This is a genomic window from Caballeronia sp. EK (genome assembly GCF_014384845.1).
In the GTDB taxonomy this organism is placed as follows: Bacteria; Pseudomonadota; Gammaproteobacteria; order Burkholderiales; family Burkholderiaceae; genus Caballeronia; species Caballeronia jiangsuensis.
The window spans coordinates 803,277-820,676 of record NZ_JACSUE010000002.1 but is presented as its reverse complement, the minus strand read 5'-3'; the positions used below and the strand labels follow the sequence as shown (position 1 = coordinate 820,676).

General features: G+C 62.4%; 17 protein-coding genes. 8 read left to right on the top strand and 9 right to left on the bottom strand.

From position 1 onward, the window contains the following. Positions 1-23 precede the first annotated feature (23 nt). Complete coding sequence (locus IAG25_RS08190; RefSeq protein WP_187604392.1) at positions 24-413, top strand: DUF779 domain-containing protein; 390 nt, start codon at positions 24-26, stop codon at positions 411-413. Between the two features lie 4 nt (positions 414-417). Here IAG25_RS08190 and IAG25_RS08185 read toward each other — a convergent pair whose 3' ends face one another. From IAG25_RS08185 to IAG25_RS08165, 5 genes are all read right to left on the bottom strand, one after another. Then, on the bottom strand, positions 418-1,197 hold the full coding sequence (locus IAG25_RS08185; protein WP_187604391.1) for an enoyl-CoA hydratase: 780 nt from the start codon (positions 1,195-1,197) through the stop codon (positions 418-420). 14 nt (positions 1,198-1,211) lie between these two features. Continuing rightward, entirely contained in the window at positions 1,212-2,855 is a 1,644-nt protein-coding gene (locus tag IAG25_RS08180; RefSeq protein WP_187604390.1) for an acyl-CoA synthetase, read from the bottom strand. 90 nt (positions 2,856-2,945) lie between these two features. After that, a complete protein-coding gene (locus tag IAG25_RS08175) occupies positions 2,946-3,581 on the bottom strand; it encodes a glutathione S-transferase family protein (RefSeq protein ID WP_187604389.1) in 636 nt (211 codons plus the stop codon). Between the two features lie 15 nt (positions 3,582-3,596). After that, positions 3,597-4,223: a glutathione S-transferase family protein gene (locus tag IAG25_RS08170; protein WP_187604388.1), complete on the bottom strand. Its 627-nt coding sequence runs from the start codon at positions 4,221-4,223 to the stop codon at positions 3,597-3,599. Positions 4,224-4,978: 755 nt separating this feature from the next. Next, positions 4,979-5,755, bottom strand: coding sequence for an NAD(P)H-dependent oxidoreductase (locus IAG25_RS08165; protein WP_187604387.1), 777 nt, complete (start codon positions 5,753-5,755; stop codon positions 4,979-4,981). Positions 5,756-5,847: 92 nt separating this feature from the next. On the opposite strand from IAG25_RS08165, the gene IAG25_RS08160 reads away from it, so the two are divergent. From IAG25_RS08160 to IAG25_RS08135, 6 genes are all read left to right on the top strand, one after another. Next, positions 5,848-6,744, top strand: a complete 897-nt coding sequence (locus IAG25_RS08160; RefSeq protein ID WP_187604386.1) for a LysR family transcriptional regulator — start codon at positions 5,848-5,850, stop codon at positions 6,742-6,744. Between the two features lie 203 nt (positions 6,745-6,947). Continuing rightward, entirely contained in the window at positions 6,948-8,186 is a 1,239-nt protein-coding gene (locus IAG25_RS08155) for an ABC transporter substrate-binding protein (protein WP_238215122.1), read from the top strand. An 84-nt stretch (positions 8,187-8,270) separates the two neighbouring features. Beyond that, a complete protein-coding gene (locus IAG25_RS08150) occupies positions 8,271-9,146 on the top strand; it encodes a branched-chain amino acid ABC transporter permease (protein ID WP_187604385.1) in 876 nt (291 codons plus the stop codon). 2 nt (positions 9,147-9,148) lie between these two features. After that, a complete protein-coding gene (locus IAG25_RS08145; protein WP_187604384.1) occupies positions 9,149-10,075 on the top strand; it encodes a branched-chain amino acid ABC transporter permease in 927 nt (308 codons plus the stop codon). Further along, positions 10,072-11,577, top strand: a complete 1,506-nt coding sequence (locus IAG25_RS08140) for an ATP-binding cassette domain-containing protein (RefSeq protein WP_187604383.1) — start codon at positions 10,072-10,074, stop codon at positions 11,575-11,577. Before IAG25_RS08145 ends, IAG25_RS08140 begins: the two co-directional genes overlap by 4 nt. A 186-nt stretch (positions 11,578-11,763) precedes the next feature. Next, entirely contained in the window at positions 11,764-12,900 is a 1,137-nt protein-coding gene (locus IAG25_RS08135; protein WP_187604382.1) for a porin, read from the top strand. A gap of 7 nt (positions 12,901-12,907) precedes the next feature. Here the strand turns inward: IAG25_RS08135 and IAG25_RS08130 are convergent, their stop codons facing one another. Together IAG25_RS08130 and IAG25_RS08125 are read right to left on the bottom strand one after the other, a co-directional pair. Beyond that, entirely contained in the window at positions 12,908-13,933 is a 1,026-nt protein-coding gene (locus IAG25_RS08130) for an aldose epimerase family protein (protein ID WP_255503583.1), read from the bottom strand. Between the two features lie 13 nt (positions 13,934-13,946). Continuing rightward, entirely contained in the window at positions 13,947-14,621 is a 675-nt protein-coding gene (locus IAG25_RS08125; protein ID WP_035509627.1) for an HAD family hydrolase, read from the bottom strand. A 166-nt stretch (positions 14,622-14,787) separates the two neighbouring features. On the opposite strand from IAG25_RS08125, the gene IAG25_RS08120 reads away from it, so the two are divergent. Then, positions 14,788-15,906, top strand: a complete 1,119-nt coding sequence (locus IAG25_RS08120) for a 3-deoxy-7-phosphoheptulonate synthase (protein ID WP_222946407.1) — start codon at positions 14,788-14,790, stop codon at positions 15,904-15,906. Positions 15,907-16,008: 102 nt separating this feature from the next. On the opposite strand, the gene IAG25_RS08115 is transcribed toward IAG25_RS08120, so the two are convergent. Together IAG25_RS08115 and IAG25_RS08110 are read right to left on the bottom strand one after the other, a co-directional pair. After that, positions 16,009-16,593 (bottom strand): hypothetical protein, encoded by a 585-nt coding sequence (locus IAG25_RS08115; protein ID WP_187604380.1) that lies wholly within the window; start codon positions 16,591-16,593, stop codon positions 16,009-16,011. Between the two features lie 7 nt (positions 16,594-16,600). Further along, a complete protein-coding gene (locus IAG25_RS08110; protein ID WP_187604379.1) occupies positions 16,601-17,230 on the bottom strand; it encodes a hypothetical protein in 630 nt (209 codons plus the stop codon). Between the last annotated feature and the right edge of the window lie 170 nt (positions 17,231-17,400).

Genomic DNA, 17,400 nt, shown 5'->3' with positions numbered 1-17,400 from the left:
CCGACTCGAACAACGGGGACATCATGAGCGAACAGGAAGTGCAGCGCGTGACCGCGACGCCCGCCGCGATCGACTTGATCGAAAAGCTCAAGACCGAGCACGGCGAGGTGCTGTTCCATCAATCCGGCGGATGCTGCGACGGCAGTGCGCCGATGTGCTTTCCGGTCAGCGAATTCATGGTCGGCGGCTCGGACGTGAAGCTGGGCGCGATCGGCGGCGTGCCGTTCTACATGACCGAATCGCAGTACGAGTACTGGCAGCACACGCAGCTCATCATCGATGCCGTGCCGGGCAATGGCGGCATGTTTTCGCTGGAGCGTCCTTCCGGTCTGCGCTTTCTCACGCGCTCCCGTCTATACAGCGATGAAGAGAACGCGTGGCTCGACAAGCATCCGGTCGAGCACGTGACCTAGGCGTTCAATCCCGACGCGGCGGACGCTTTTCGATGAACGCCTGCGTTCCTTCGAGCGCGGCGTCCTGCATCATGTTGCAGGCCATCGTTTCCGATGCGAGTGCATATGCAGCTTCGATGCCGGTTTCGAGTTGCCGATAGAACAAACCCTTGCCCGCCGCGACCGCTTCGCGCGGTTTGGCGGCGATGGTCGCGGCAAGCGTGCGCACGGCATCGTCGAGTTCGGCTGGCGACGCGACGCGATTCACGAGGCCGCGTTCGCACGCGGTGGCCGCATCGATGAACTCGCCGGTGACGAGCATCTCGAACGCGGCCTTGCGCGATACGTTGCGCGACAGCGCCACGCCCGGCGTCGCGCAAAAGAGCCCGAGATTCACGCCCGATACGGCGAAACGCGCTTCGCTCGATGCCACCGCGAGATCGCACATCGCGACGAGCTGGCAGCCCGCCGCGGTCGCGACGCCATGCACGCGCGCGATGACCGGCTGCGGCATGCGCTGAATCGTCAGCATCATGCGCGAGCAGCGCGCGAACAGCTCGCGATAGTAATCGAGCGCGGGTTCCGCGCGCATCTCTTTGAGATCGTGGCCGGCGCAGAACGCGCGCCCCGCGCCCGCGAGCACGACGACGCGCGCATCCGATTGGGCGATGTCTTTCAGCGCGTGTTCGAGCGCTTCGAGCATCGCTTCGGATAACGCGTTGAACGCATCGGGCCGATTCAGCGTGAGCTTGACGACGCCCCGGGTTTCATACGCATCGCGTTCGATCAGAACGAGTTCGCTCATGCTCATGCTCTCCTTCAGACGTCGATCGCGGTCACCGAACCCGCACGCTTGCGCAATTCGAACTTCTGGATCTTGCCGGTGGATGTCTTCGGCAACTCGCAGAACTCGATCGCGCGCGGCACCTTGAAGCCCGCGAGATGCTTCTTGCAATGCGCGATCAAATCCTCGGCGCTGACTTGCGCGCCGGACTTCAGTTCGACGAACGCGCATGGCGTTTCACCCCAGCGCGCATCCGGCTTCGCGACGACGGCCACCGCGAGCACGGCCGGATGCCTGTACAGCACATCTTCCACCTCGATGCTCGATATGTTCTCGCCGCCCGAGATGATGATGTCCTTGCTGCGATCCTTGATGCGCACGTAGCCATCGGGATAGGCGACCGCGAGATCGCCCGTATGGAACCAGCCGCCGCGAAACGCTTCTTCCGTCGCGGCAGGGTTCTTGAGATAGCCTTTCATCGCGATGTTGCCGCGAAACATGATCTCGCCGATGGTCTCGCCGTCCGAAGGCACGAGCTCCATCGAAATCGGATCGCGCACGGTCACGGCATCCTGCAGGTGATAGCGCACGCCTTGCCGCGCGTTGAGCCGCGCGCGTTCGCCGATATCGAGCGCGCTCCATTCGGCCTGCTGCGGACAGACCGTGGCCGGGCCATAGACTTCAGTGAGACCGTAGACGTGGGTCAGCTCGAAACCCATGCGCTCCATGCCTTCGATCATCGCGGCTGGCGGCGCGGCGCCTGCGACCATCGCGTGAACTTTTTGTTCGATGCCGGCCTTCATCTCGTCGGGCGCGTTGACGAGCAGGTTCTGCACGATCGGCGCACCGCAGTAATGCGTGACGCCTTCGCTGCGGATCAGATCGAGGATGGACTTCGCATCGACGCGGCGCAGGCACACGTTCACGCCCGCGCGGGCCGCGACGGTCCACGGAAAGCACCAGCCGTTGCAATGGAACATCGGCAGCGTCCACAAGTACACGGCGTGCTTCGGCATGTCCCATTCGAGGATATTGCTGACCGCGTTCGTGTACGCGCCGCGATGGTGATAGACGACACCCTTCGGATTGCCCGTCGTCCCCGACGTGTAGTTCAGGCAGATGGCGTTCCATTCGTCCGACGGCGGCGACCATTCGTATGCGGGATCGCCGCTCGCGAGCAACGTCTCGTAGTCGATTTCGCCGATGCGTTCGCCCGCGCCCGTGTACTGCGGATCGTCGACATCGATGACGAGCACGTCCTGCGGCACGTCCTTGAGCGCTTTACGCATCACGTCGGAGAACTCGCGATCGACGAGCACCGCTTTCGCTTCGCCATGCGTGAGCATGAAGGCGAGCGTGGTGGCGTCGAGTCGCGTGTTGAGCGTATTGAGCACGGCGCCCGTCATCGGCACGCCGAAGTGCGCTTCGACCATTTCCGGTGTGTTGGGCAGCATTGCGGCGACGGTATCGGAGAGACCGATGCCTCGTGCCGCCAGCGCCGACGCGAGCCGCCGCGTGCGCGCGTAGGTCTCGGCCCAGTTGCGCCGCACGTCGCCGTGCACGACCGCGGGGCGCGTCGGATACACGGACGCCGCGCGCTCGAGGAACATGAGCGGCGTCAGCGCCGCGAAGTTGGCGGCCGTTTTGGGAAGGCCATCGTCGTACATGCCGGGTGTCATCGTCGTCTCCTGTGCGCGCATTTCGATGCGTTTTCTTCGATTATGCCCGCAAGCCTTACACACGACTGACGCCCGCGCACCACGCGAACGTCAGACGAGATCGTCGAGCTTCACCTCGAAGCCGCGTTTGACGGCCGGGCGCGCGAAGAGCGCCTCATACCAACGCTTGACATTGGGGTAATCATCGAGCGAAACCTGATGACGTTCGTGTCGCCACGCCCAGCCGAGAATCGCGAAGTCGGCCACCGACAAATCGCCTGCCACGTATTCCACCTGCGCGAGACGTTTGTCGAGCACGCCGTACAGACGGCGGGTTTCATCGGAATAGCGCTTCAGTGCGTAGCGCCGGTCGCATTCCGCCTCGACCATGCGGAAGTGATGCACCTGTCCGGGCATCGGGCCGAAGCCGCCCATCTGCCACATCAGCCATTCGAGCACGGGCACGCGTTCGCGTAAATTCGCCGGCAGGAACTTGCCGGTCTTCTCGCCGAGATAGAGCAGGATCGCGCCGGATTCGAAGATGCTGATCGGCTGGCCGTCGGGGCCGTCCGGATCGACGATCGCCGGAATGCGGTTGTTTGGGCTGATGCGCAGAAAGCCGGGAGCATGCTGCTCGCCCTTCGTGATGTTCACCGTTTTCACGTTGTAGGGCAGTTGCATTTCCTCCAGCGCGACGCTGATCTTGCGTCCGTTGGGCGTGTTCCAGGTATGCAGTTCGATGGTCATGGCGATGCGCCCCGGTCAGGTCAATGCAGGCGACACATGATGCTGAAAGCCTGTGCGCTGCGTGATGCCCACGTACCAGCGTTCCAGCTCGGGCAGCGCGGGCCGCACGAGTTCGGCGATGCCGAACCAGCGGCGCGCATAAGCGCCGATGACGATATCGGCGAGCGTGAACGAGTTGCCTTCGAGATAGTCGCGGCCTTTCAGATGCGTATCGATGACGCGCCAGAGCTTTTCGACTTCGCTTGCGGCGGCGGCGAGTTGCTTGACGTCGCGATCCGCTGCGCTCGTGCGGATATAGCCCCAGAAGAGCGGGCGCTCCGTCGGTTGCAGCGTGGAGAGCGCCCAGTCGAGCCAGCGATCCGCGCTTGCGCGAATCTTCGGCTCGGCGGGGTAGAGCGTGGTGGCCGGGCCGTATTGCATCGCGAGATAACGGATGATCGAATTCGATTCCCACAGCACGAAATCGCCGTCGACGAGCGTGGGCACGCGGCCCATCGGGTTCATCTCGAGATAGCCGGGTTCGTTGTTGCGACCGAATTGCAGACCTGCGTCGATGCGTTCGTACGCGAGTTTTAGTTCATCGCAGCACCACAGCACTTTCTGCACGTTGACCGAGTTGGCTCTGCCCCAGATCGTCAGCATTCGATGTCATCCTCCGGTAGTGCGCCGCGTTCGGCGCGTCGAAGGGTCAATCTTAGAGTGAGTTGGGGAGTTTCGCTGGATTTTGCTTATCGGTTGGGTTTGGGTTTTTGGGTTTTCGCCGGATCCCGTATTCGCGTTGGTTTATTAGCACTGCCCCTGTGCGGGGCGGCAGTTACTTTCTTTGCTGCTGCAAAGAAAGTAACCAAAGAAACAGCTATCCCCAGCCTAAGCACTTCACACCGGCCGCGGCACAGGCGATTGGCTGAATGGCCCGGCAGTAGCGAGTGCCCTCGAAGGTCTCGCGGGGCTTGGACCGCGCACGGTCTGCCGCACCAAATGTTTTGCCTCACTGGTTCAGCACCAAATAGCTCCGGCCCGCTTTGCGGCCGATGGGTCAATCGGGTGTGCGCGTGCTTCTTCTTCGATGGTTTCCCTCGCATACCCAACGGCAGCGCGAAGCGCTGTGCCGAAGCTATTTGGTGCTGAACCAGCGCGCTAAAACGTCTAGCGCGTCAGACCGTGCGCGAGCCAAGCCCGACTGGGCCTGTGAGGGCGACACTTAGGCGAGGGCCACTGCGGGCTGGCAAGCATGGCCAACGTGCGTGTGACCGCGGGCGATGAGAAGCTGCTTTCTTTGGTTACTTTCTTTGCAGCAGCAAAGAAAGTGACCCCCGCCCCGGGGAGGGGCAGTGCTAATAGACCACCACGCTAACGGGATCCGGCGAAACCCCCATCGACCTCTCCCGCGCCCTACCTCAATCGACGTGCGCAGCGAACCCCGTCTTCCCCGCAGCCAGTCCCTCACGCAACGTGAGAAGAGGAATCGCATAATCCCCGTGATTCTGCTTGCGAAACGCGATAGGCGCGTCATCCCAGAGTCGGTCGAGCCGCTGCCCGAGCGCATCGTAAGTCGCACGAAGACGCGCATCGTCCATCATGCTCGTGTGATAGAGAACGAACGGTGGCAGCACATCGAACCCGGGATAGAACAACATCCCATGCTGAATCGGAAACAGAATATCGTCGATCGGTCCGTTGATCCCGCGCGGGCTGTAATGCGATTCCCACCCGCCGGTCGTGACGACGATCATCGCGCGCTTGCCCGCCATCAGACCCTCGCCGTAGCGATCGCCCCAGTGCGTATCCGAATGCTCGCCCACGCCGTAGCCGAAACCATACGCATACACGCGCTCGACCCAGCCCTTCATGATCGCGGGCATCGAAAACCACCACATCGGGAATTGCAGGATCAGGGCGTCGGCCCAGCGCAGCTTGTCCTGCTCGATTTCGATATCGCGGCTCTGCAGACCGTTCTCGAATGCGTGCTTCGAGTCGAGGGCCGCATGAAACGGCGCATCGCCGTTGCGTTCGCGGACGTCGTTCGCATCGAGCGAGGCTTTCCAGTTCATCGCGTACAGGTCGGAAACCTGCACCTCGTGGCCATTGGCGCGCAGGCGCTCGACGGTGAAATCATTGATGGCGCCGTTCAGCGAGCGGCGTTCCGGATGGGCATACACGATCAACACTTTCATCAGGCAATCTCCAAATCGGTTCAGGAATGATGGCCAGCTTAGAGACTGCACGGGTATAGTGGAAATGAATATCTGAAATTGCAGGCATTGCCATGAATAATATCTTGAGAAGGCTCGATCTCAATCTGCTCGTCACGCTCGATGTCCTGCTCGCCGAGCAGAACGTCACGCGCGCGGCCGAGCGTCTTCATTTCTCACAGCCGTCCGTGAGCGTGCATCTCGCCAAGCTGCGCGATATCTTCGGCGATCCCTTGTTGTTGCCCGGACCGCGCGGCATGCGGCCGACGGCGCGCGCCGAAAGTCTGCGCGAGCCATTACGCGAGGCGCTCGCGTCGCTCGAACGCGCGGTGTCGCCGGAAGCCGCATTCGATCCCGCGACCGCCGACAACACATGGCGCATCGCCGCCACCGACTACACCGAATCGACCGTGCTGCTGCCCGCGTTGAGCGGCTTGCGCGCGGCCGCGCCGCATACGCGGATCGCAGTGCTGGAGATCATGCCGCAGCGGCTCGCGAAGCAGGCGGAGAACGGCGAGATCGATCTCGCGTTTCACATCACATCGCCTGAAACGGCCGGCTTTCATCAGCAGGTGCTGTACACGGAAAGCTATGTGCTCGTGGGACGCAAGGATCATCCGCGATTGAAACGGCGGCCTACGCTCGCGCAGTTCTGCGCGCTGGAACACGTGATCGTGTCGCCCGATGGCGGCGGATTCGCCGGGCCCACGGATGCCGCACTCGCGACGCTCGGCATGCAACGGCACGTGGCGCTTTCGGTGCCGCACTTCCTGTTCGTGCGTTCCGTGCTCGCGACGACCGATCTCGTTTCGATGCAGCCGCTCAGGCTAGCGAAACACTGGCCCGAACTGCGCAGTGTCGCGCCGCCCGTCGATGTACCCGGCCACGAGATGTCGATGTACTGGCACGAACGCGTGCATCGCGATCCCGCGCATCGATGGTTGCGCGACTTCATCGCGCAAGCTGTCTGAAAGCATCGCGCATCATTGATGAAGTTTCCGCATGACCGTCTTTATCGTTAGTACCGATTCAGCGCATGAAACGCGAGTGCTACTGTTTGTCGGCAAATCCTTAATTGCTGCATGTGTCATGTGTCTGGTTGGCGTCGCTCCACGATCGATTCGCGATTACAAAGAGGAGACTGATGATGTCAAAGGGCAAGTCGCGGCGGGGAATGAGTACCGTCATCGCAACGGGTACGGTAATGGCGGGGCTGGGCCTCTCGGCCACGGCGCACGCAGCGGGCGAGCCGATCAAGATCGGCGTCATCAGCGAAGAGTCCGCCGTGGCCGGTGCGTCGATCAGCAAGGCCGCGCAACTCGCCGCGGAGGAGATCAACGCCAAGGGCGGCGTCGATGGCCGGCAGATCCAGATCATCGCGTACGACGACCACTCGTCCGCATCGGACGGCGTGCGTGCGTTCCAGCGCGCCGCGAGTCAGGACAAGGTGGTCGCGATCATCGGCAGCTATATCAGCGAAGTGGCGCTCGCGATGGAGCCCTGGTCCGCGCGCCTGAAGATGCCGTTCATCACGCCGGGCGCGGCGAGCAATGAAATATCGAAGCGCGTCCACGATGACTACGCCAACTACAAGTACACCTTTCACGGCTGGATGACGTCCGCGTTCATCGCGCAGTCGATCTGCGATTTCTCGCATGACGTGCTCGTCGGCGAGTTCAAGATGAAGACGACCGTCGTGATGAGCGAAGACGCCGCGTGGACCAAGCCGCTCGACGAACGCTACCTCGAATGCCTGCCGAAAGCGGGCCTGAAAGTGCTGGATCACATCCGCTTCAATCCGGACACGTCGGACTTCACGCCGATCTTCAACCAGATCGAAGCGAAGCATCCGGACACGATCACGACGGGCATCAGCCATGTCGGTGTGCAGCCGACCGTGCAATGGCACGATCAGCAAGTGCCGATTCCGATGTCGGGGCAAAGCTCGCAGGCCACGACGACGAGCTTCTGGAAAGACACCAACGGCGCGACCGAAGGCGTCATCACGGCATCGGCGGCGGCGCCCGGCGTCGCGATGACGCCGAAGACCGTGCCTTTCGTCGAGTCGTACCAGAAGCACTTTGCCGGCGTATCGCCCGCATACGACGGCTTCACGAGCTATGACCTCGTGTACATCATCGCCGACGCGATTCATCGCAACCAGGGCTCGACCGATCCCGACAAGATGGTCGATGCACTGGAGAAGACCGACTATGTCGGCACCATCGGACGCTGGCAGTTCTACGGCAAGAACGATCAGTTCACCCATGCGTTGAAGTACGGTGAAGGCTATATCACCGGCATCAACCTGCAATGGCAGAACGGCAAGCAGGTGGCGATCTGGCCGAAGTCGGTGGCGAACGGGAAGGTCAAGTTTCCGGCCTTCGTGAAGGTGCAGGCGGCCGCGAACTGAACGCCTTTGCGTCGCGCAAGGCGCGTGCGCCTTGCGCATGTTGCGGGGACCGGTTCCACGTGGACATCGACTAAAAAGGCCGCCATGCTGCCACTGCAAATACTCATCGATGGCTTCGCCATCAGTTCGCTTTACGCGCTCGGCGCGATCGGCTTCACGCTGATCTTCGGCGTCTCCGGGGTGCTCAATCTCGCGCACGGCGGCGTGATGCTGATCGCCGCGCTGCTCGGCTGGGCGCTCGCCGGCGAAGCGGGTCTGGGCACGTACATCGCCACGCCGCTCGGCGTGATCTGCGGGATGATCGCCGCTTTCATCACCTATTTCATGGTGGTGCGGCCCATTCAGAATTCCGCCGCGATTCCGCGTGAAGAGAAGGAGATCTTCGTGCTGACGGGCACGCTCCTCTGGGGCATCATGATCCAGCAGGGGATGGCCTATCTCTTCTCCGACAACCCCATCACGATGCGCCCGCTGATTCCCGGCGTCGCGAGCGTCGCGGGCGTGCGCGTGCCGTACAACGAGATCATGATCGCGGTGGTGTGCTGGGTCGTGATCGGCCTGTTGTGGCTCTTCGTGAATCGCACGAAAGCGGGCAAGGCGCTGCTCGCGGCATCGATGAATCCGCGCGGCCTCACGCTGCTCGGCTTCGAGCTGTCGCGCATCTATCTGCTCGCGTGGACGCTATACGGCGTGCTCGCGGGCATCGCGGGCGTGCTGCTCGCATCGTTTCTCGGCGTAAGCACGAACAACACGGGGCAACTCACGGCGAGCGCGTTCTCCATCGTCGTGCTGGGCGGTCTCGGGAGCGTGTCGGGTTCGTTGATGGCCGCGTATGTGGTGGGCTATCTGGAGACCGTCACCGCGTATCTCATCGCGCCGACGCTGCGGCCGCTGCCCGCGCTGCTGCTGCTCGTGCTCGTCGTGTATGTGCGGCCGCAAGGCTTTCTCGGACGGCGCTGATCATGAAAGACATCGTTCGCTCGCGTCTGACAATGTCCGCGATCCTGCTCGCGATCGTCGCCGCGACGCTGCCGTGGTGGCTCACCGGCTATATCCTCGGCGTGCTGACCGTCGCGTATTACTTCGGCGTCTTCGCGATGTCGTGGGACTTGCTGTTCGGCTTCGCCGGCGAGGTCAACTTCGGTCCGACCTTCCTGATCGGACTCGGCGCCTATTCCGCCGCGATACTGAACGCGCACGCCGCCGCGCCGATACCCATATGCGTGATGGCGGGCGGACTCGTCGCGCTCGTCGGCGGCCTGTTGCTCGCGGTGCCCGCGTTGCGTTTGCGCGGGCCGTACTTCGGCCTCGTGACGCTCGTCGCCGTGTTGCTGCTGCAGAACGCGATCGTGATCTTCGCGGGCGTCACGGGCGGCGAGATCGGCATGATGGTGCCCGACGTGATGTCCGTCGACGCAAGCAACAACTACTGGATCGCGCTCGCGTTCCTGATCGGCTGCGCGATCATTCTGTTCGGCCTGTCGCGTTCGGCGATCGGCCTCATTCTGCAGGCGAGCGGGCAGGACACCATCGGCGCGCAGGCGCTCGGCTTCAACGTCGTTAAGCACAAGCTCGCGGCGTTTTGCATCAGCGCGGTGTTCTCGGGCGTCGCGGGCGCGATGCTCGTGTTCTATCAGGGCACGGCGTCGGTGAGCACGGTGGTCGATATCGGCATCGGCGTGCAGATCATCATCGCGGCTGTTCTGGGCGGGCGGCGCACGATACTCGGCGCGGTGCTCGGCTCGATCTTTCTCATCGTCGCGGGCGAATTCCTGCGTCCGCTCGGGCAGATCAACACGTTCGTGGTCGCGGCCGTCGCGCTCGCGGTCATCCTGTTCTTTCCGGATGGCTTGCTCGGCAACATCCTCCGCGTGAAGGAGCGCGAATGAACGATTCACCTCTGCTCTCCGTGCGCGGTCTGACGAAGCGCTTCGGCGGTCTCGTCGCGGTGAAGGATATCGGCTTCGATATCGAACCCGGCGAGATACTCGGCCTGATCGGTCCGAACGGCTCGGGCAAGTCGACGGTGATGAAGCTCATCATGGGCATCGAGCGACCCAATGCGGGTTCGATCAAGGTCGATGGCGTCGAGATGGCCGGCTGGCTGCCGCATCGCATCGCGCGCGCGGGCGTGGGCATCGTGTTTCAGCATTCGCGGCCGCTGCATCGGCAAACGGTGCTGGAGCACATCAAGCTCGCGCTGCTGCCCGATTCGCTCGTGAAGCTCGCCGCCGATCCGCATGTCAATCGCCGCGCGCGCGAGATCGCGGAGCGCGTGGGTCTCGCGAAGGTGATGCATCGTCATCCGGCGACGCTGCCCTTCGCCGATCTGCGCCGCATGGAAATGGCGAAGGCGATCGCGCGCGATCCGCGCGTCGTGCTCGTCGACGAACCTTTCGCGGGACTCACCGCGGCCGAGTCGGAAACCTTCTCCGAATTGATCCGCGGCTTTCGTGCGGAAGGGCGCGCGGTGCTGCTCGTCGATCACAACGTGAAGAGCCTCGCGGCGCTCGCGGATCGCGTGCTCGCGATGTATCTCGGCGAGTACGTCGCGGAAGGCTCCGCCGAGGAGGTGATGCGAAACGAAACCGTGCGCCGCGTGTATCTCGGCGGCAAGATCGAGGCGCGCGAGCGCGGCGCGGAAGTGGTCAACAGCAAGCCTTCGATCCTTCAGGTCGACAATGTCGGCGTGCTGTACGGCAAGGCGCGCGCGCTCGACGGCGTGAACATGCATGTGCGCGAAGGCGAGTTCGTGTCGGTCGTGGGATTGAACGGCGCGGGCAAGACGACGCTCTTCAACGCGATCTCCGGGCTCGTGCCTTACGAAGGGACCATCCGCTACGGCTCGAAGGATCTGAAGGGCATGAGCGGCGCGGCGATCGCGCGCGGGGGCATCGTGCAATGCCCGGAAACGCGCGAGCTTTTCGGCGATATGACCGTGCGCGAGAACCTCGATCTCGGCGGCTATCATCTCTCCGACAAGGCGCGCGCCGATCAGCTCAAGTGGCTCTTCGAACTCTTTCCGATTCTCCAAGCGCGTGAGAAGCAGACCGCGCGCACGCTGTCGGGCGGCGAACAGCAGATGCTCGCCATCGCTCGCGCGCTAATGATGCAGCCGAAGCTCCTCATTCTCGACGAGCCGACGCTCGGCCTCGCGCCGGTGATCCTTGAGCAATTGTCGAAGGCGATGGAACTGATGCAGAAGACCACGCCGATCACCGTGTTGCTCGGCGAGCAGAACGTCACGTTCGCGCTGCCGCATGCGGACCGCGTCTATGTGCTCGAACATGCGCGCATCGTGTGGGAGGGCAGCCCGTCGCGTTTCGAGAAGGAGATGGGACGCGGGTTTCTCGAAGCGGTGCCGTCCGAGCCGATGCAGGCGAGAGCGTGAACGCCTAAGCCTGTTGCGCAAAAACACCACACGTAGTGCACGAAACCACGCATCGCGACAATTGATGTGTTAAAAAACGCGTGCCTTCATGCGTCACGCCGAAGCCGCGTTCATCTAGACAGTGAACTGAAAGGCGACGCATCGAAGCCCCACAAAATCGCTAATAAATAGACGCTCCAACACATCATGAAGACAATCACATCGCGTGCCATCGCAGGAATGGGTGCATCGGTCATCGCGCTCGCCTGTCAGTCCGCATTCGCGCAAAGCTCGGTCACGCTCTATGGCGTCGCCGACGTCAGCGTGCGTTATCTCACGAACGCAAACGCCAATAACGACGGCAAGCTGTTCATGACCAACGGCGCGATCACCAATAGCCGTATCGGCCTGAAGGGCGAGGAAGATCTCGGCGGCGGCCTGAAGGCGATCTTCCGGCTGGAAAGCGGTGTGGAGTTGGAGAACGGCCAGTACTCCGACAGCGCGCGCGCATTCAACCGCGCGGCCTACGTCGGTCTGTCGAACCAGTACGGCACGCTGACGCTCGGCCGCCAGAAGACGCCGCTCTTCGACATGCTCGGCGACACGTATGATCCGCTCACCGTCGGCAACTACTTCGAGAACGCATGGCTGCCGGTCGCACTTGGCGCGGGTCTCTATGCCGATAACGCGGTGAAGTACAACGGCACGTTCGCGGGCCTCACGCTCGGCGCGATGTACTCGTTCGGCACGAACTACACGGCGACCGGCGCGGGCGGCTTCTCGGGTCAGGTGCCGGGCCACATGGGCGCGGGCAACATGTACGGCTTCACGGCGTCGTATGCGATGGGCCCGTTGTCCATCGGCGGCGGTTATCAGCAGAACAGCGACAACTCGTCGAACAAGCAGAAGATCTGGAATGCGAACGTGGTCTATACGATCGGCGCGGCCAAACTCTATGCGGGCTATCTGCATTCGACCGACGACACCGGCTTCGTCGACAGCATCCTGCAACAGCGCGGGCTCGTGTCGGGCACGGATATCCTGAAGGGCTCGGGCCGCCGCGACGACGGTCCGTTCGCGGGCATCACGTATCAGGTCACGCCGGCGCTGTTGCTCACGGGCGCGTTCTACTACGACCATATAAAGAACGCGGCCATCGGCGGCGGCGCGACGGGCAGCGGCAATCGCTACACGGGCGTCGCGCTGGCGGAGTATGCATTGTCGAAGCGCACCGAAGTGTATGGCACCGTCGACTTCAACAAGGTGACGGGCGCGGCGGATGTCGAATTGCCGGGCCGCTCGAATCAGACGGGCGTATCGATCGGCTTGCGCAACATCTTCTGATCGCGCGTCAGCGCACGCGCAACGTATAGCGCGTGCGCTGACGATACACCGAGTCAGGACGCAGCACGGCGCGTTCGCCGTCCATGTTGATCTCGTTTGGAAAGCCGCCTGCTTCGAGACACAGTCCCGCATGCTTGCGATAGCGCGACCCATTGCGCGCGCTCACGCCTTCCAGATAATTCCCCGAGTAGAACTGCAAGCCGCGCGCATCGGTGGCGACGCTCAACTCGCGTCCGCTCGACGGATCGAACAGCACGGCGACCGTGCGCGGCTCTTTCGCATCTTCGCCCAGCACATAGCAATGGTCGAAGCCGCCCGCGAGCGCGAGTTGCGGATGCGATGCATCGAGACGCGCTCCGATCGATGCGGGCTCGCGCAAATCGAACACGCTGTTTGCTACCGCTTCACGTGCAACGGGAATCGAGCTTGCATCGATCGCAAGGTACATGTCCGATGCAATCGATATTTCATGATCGCGAATGCTCGCGTCATTGCCCAGATTGAAATACGCATGGTTCGTGAGGCTGACGGGCGTCGGGGCATCGGTGCGCGCTTCGTAATCGATCGATAGCGTGCCCGCGTCGTTCAGTGCGTAGCGCACGGTCACATCGAGATTGCCGGGAAAGCCCGCCGCGCCCGCGGGCGAATGCAGCGTCATGACGAGCGCGTCATCGGCTACTTCCACGCGCCACATCTGCCGATGAAAACCCGCCGAGCCGCCATGCAGATGATTCGCGCCTTCGTTGCGCTCGACCTGATACGCGAGGCCATCGAGCAAGAAGCGTCCATCGCGGATGCGATTGGCCCAGCGCCCGATGATCGCGCCCATGAATGCGCTGCCGTTCAGATAGTCGGCGGGCGTGTCGTGACCGAGCAGCACGTCGGCGAGATGTCCGTCGCGGTCGGGCGCGAGCCATGAGACGAGCGTCGCGCCCAGATCGCTGATCTCGATGCGCATACCCGACGCATTGCGCAACGTGTAGAGATGCGCGTCGCCCCAGGGCCGAATGTCGATGAGAGAAGAGGAGGTCATGCGCGCGATCATCTCACGGACGCGCCGCGACTTCATCGAGATGCAGCAGCAGATCCGCGGGATCTTCGTACACGCGCAAGGCGCCCGAGCGCTCCAGTTCGTCGCTGCCATAACCGCCCGAGAGCAGGCCGACGCCGAGCGAGCGGCATCGACGCGCGGCCAGCATGTCCCAGATGCTGTCGCCGACGACGACCGTATGTTCGATCGGCACGTTCAGGCGCGCGGCCGCGGCGAGGAAGAGATCGGGATCGGGCTTCGCGTACTTCACCATGTCGCGCGTGATGACCACCTGCTTCGACGGATCGACGCCCAGCGCTTCGAGATTGACCTGCGCGGTCTCCATGCGTCCGCTCGTCGCGATGGCCCATTTCGTACCGGCCTGCGTCAGCGCTTCGAGCAGCTCGCGCGCACCCGGCAGCGGGCAGACCTGCGCGCGCAGCCGCTTGTACGCTTCCGCATGCAACAGACGCAGCCGTTCGACGCGATCCGCGCTGATCTCGCCATGCGTTTCACGCAGCAACTGATTGGTGAAGAGCCCGCCGCTCATGCCGATCTTGCGATGGATGCGCCACACGGACAACTCGATCCCTTCGGCGTCGAGCGCTTCCTTCCACGCGAGCACGTGCTGATAGACGCTATCGACGAGCGTGCCGTCCAGGTCGAACAGGAATGACGTTTCGATACGCATGATCTTCTCCAATGAGTGTGTCCGAGCGACTTCATGATACGCACGATCGGGCAAGCGGGCTGCTGCAAGTGCGATAATGGATGTTTGCGCCGCGAGCCGGTTATCTCGCGGACAATACGCACAAAGTCCCTGAATTTTGCATCAATTACGCATGACGGAGCCTATCTTGACCCGCATCGACAATCCCTCCCGCGATCAGGAAGCAGGCGTGGCCGACGCCACGCAAGACACGACCCGTATCGACGATACGCGCATCGGCGCCGTGCGTCCGCTGATCTCGCCGGCCCTGCTGCTCGACGAACTGCCGGTTACGCCCGACGTGCAGACGCTCGTCGAGGAAAGTCGCGGCGCCATCGCGAACATACTGCATGGCCGCGATGACAGGCTCGTCGTGGTCGTCGGTCCGTGCTCCATTCACGATCACGATCAGGCGATGGAATACGCGCAGCGTCTGAAGAAAGTCGCCGACCAGTTGCGCGACGATCTCTTCATCGTGATGCGCGTGTACTTCGAAAAACCCCGCACGACGGTGGGCTGGAAAGGCTATATCAACGATCCGCGTCTGGACGGCAGCTTCCGCATCAACGAAGGCCTGCGCCGCGCGCGCGAACTTCTGCTCGACATCAGTGCGCTGGGTCTTCCGACCGCGACGGAGTTTCTCGATCTGCTGAGCCCGCAATACATCGCCGATCTGATCGCGTGGGGCGCGATCGGCGCGCGCACGACGGAGAGCCAGAGTCATCGGCAGCTTGCATCGGGTCTGAGTTGCCCGATCGGCTTCAAGAACGGCACCGACGGCGGCGTGCAGGTCGCGGCGGATGCGATCGTCGCGGCGCGCGCGAGCCACGCGTTCATGGGCATGACGAAGATGGGCATGGCCGCGATCTTCGAAACGCGCGGCAACGACGATTGCCATGTGATCCTGCGCGGCGGCACGAAGGGGCCGAACTACGACGCGGAGAGTGTGGCGGCGGCATGCGGCGCATTGGCCAAGCTCGGCCAGCGCGAGCAAGTGATGATCGACTGCTCGCATGCCAACTCGAACAAGTCGCATCTGCGTCAGGTGGACGTCGCGCAGGATATCGCGCGGCAACTGGAAGCGGGCGAGCGGCGCATCACCGGCGTGATGATCGAGAGCCATCTGGAAGAGGGGCGTCAGGATCTCAAGCCCGGCGTGCCGCTCAAGCATGGCGTGTCGATCACCGATGCGTGCCTGGGCTGGACGCAGAGCGAGCCGGTGCTCGAACTGCTTGCGCAAGCCGTGAGAAAGCGCCGCGCGGGCTGAGCGGGGTAGCGGTCGATGTGGTGGCGAGGTAGCGTCTTCGATGGAACGCTACCTCGCCACCGCCGCATTCAACCCATTGACCCAGCTGCCGAATGCGGCTGATTAACGCGCGGCAAGCGACTTGATGAACGATTCGTCATCGAGCAGCATGCCGATCAGCTTTCGGTACAAACCTTCATACTGCCTCGCTGCCTCAGGAATCGCGATGGCACCCACAAACGGCGAGTCCCACGTCGAATCCACATGAAGTGTCCGATCGTACTGTACAGCCTCGGAACGCTTGACGACAAAGCGCGCCGTCAACGAGGCGTTGCCTGTGCCAATAGGTCCATTCAATGTGCTGTCGAGAAGCGTGCCCGAGATTATCGTGTTGGCTTGCGGATCGAGTAATCCTGCCGATTGCAACTCGACGCGCAATGCCTCACCCAGATATTGAGCCATCGAGTCCTTCACGGGAGAGGTCACGGTACTGCCACGGACGCTGACACTGCGATCCATGCCTTCCGGTTGCGATGGGTCCAGCGAAAACCTGCCGATCTCCACCTTGCCGGGAGGAGGATCGGCGCGGCGCAGCTTGGCGAGATTTTCGACGCTTGGTTGCGGGGCATGCATCGGGATCTGCATGCATCCGGCCAAAAGCATGACCGCGCTCAAAGACAGCGGTGCTATCCAGTTGATTGCTCTCATGACGACCTCACTCGAACGCCGGATCGCGCGACAAGTCGTCAAGCGCGTTGCTCAGCACATCGAGCGTCATTTGATTGACAGCATCGACGGCCGACGGCGACTTCTGCGCGTTCGGTGGCGCACTGGTGTTTCCCACAGTTGTGTGGATCGCGTGGCGGGCCGTTTTGACGATCGGTGTCGTCCGATTGGGAGCGAGATAGCTAACGGTGCAGATGTATCCATCCGTGACGGTATTGCCGGCGAGCCCGAAGGTCAAACCGGTAACAAAGCCTTTGGAAGCGGCGTCTTCGGTGATGGGGACGTTGTTGAGGGTGACGCTGAGCATGCCCGCGTTTGGCTGCGGGTTTGAGGAAACCGTGGAAAACAGGCCGGAATCCTTGACTTCCTTGCTTACCACGCTGCTCAACCTATCCGTTGCCCGTGCATTGGGCGCTCCCTTCGTCTGGAACTCGAACACGAGTTGCACTGGTTTCGGGTCAGCGACCTTCTTCATTTGTGCAACCGGGACTTGTTTCGTCTGTGTGTCGACATAGACGCTGCTGCAGGCAGCGAGAAGCGCTGTAGCGAGGAGTACCGATGCGGTGACAATGCGGCGAATGATCGCCAGGTTCCCCAACGTATTTGATTCGTTATGCATAATTATATGGGCATGGTCAGTGATGTTTTATTCGTCGAGCGTAGCGACATCGCGTGCGATGTTGAACTCAGCATCGGCCGGCTAACGCACGGCGATGGTAGCAGAGCGAAACACCAAACTTGAACGTCAAAAGATTGTATTTTGTCAACGAAAAGCCGGACGAGGCTCTG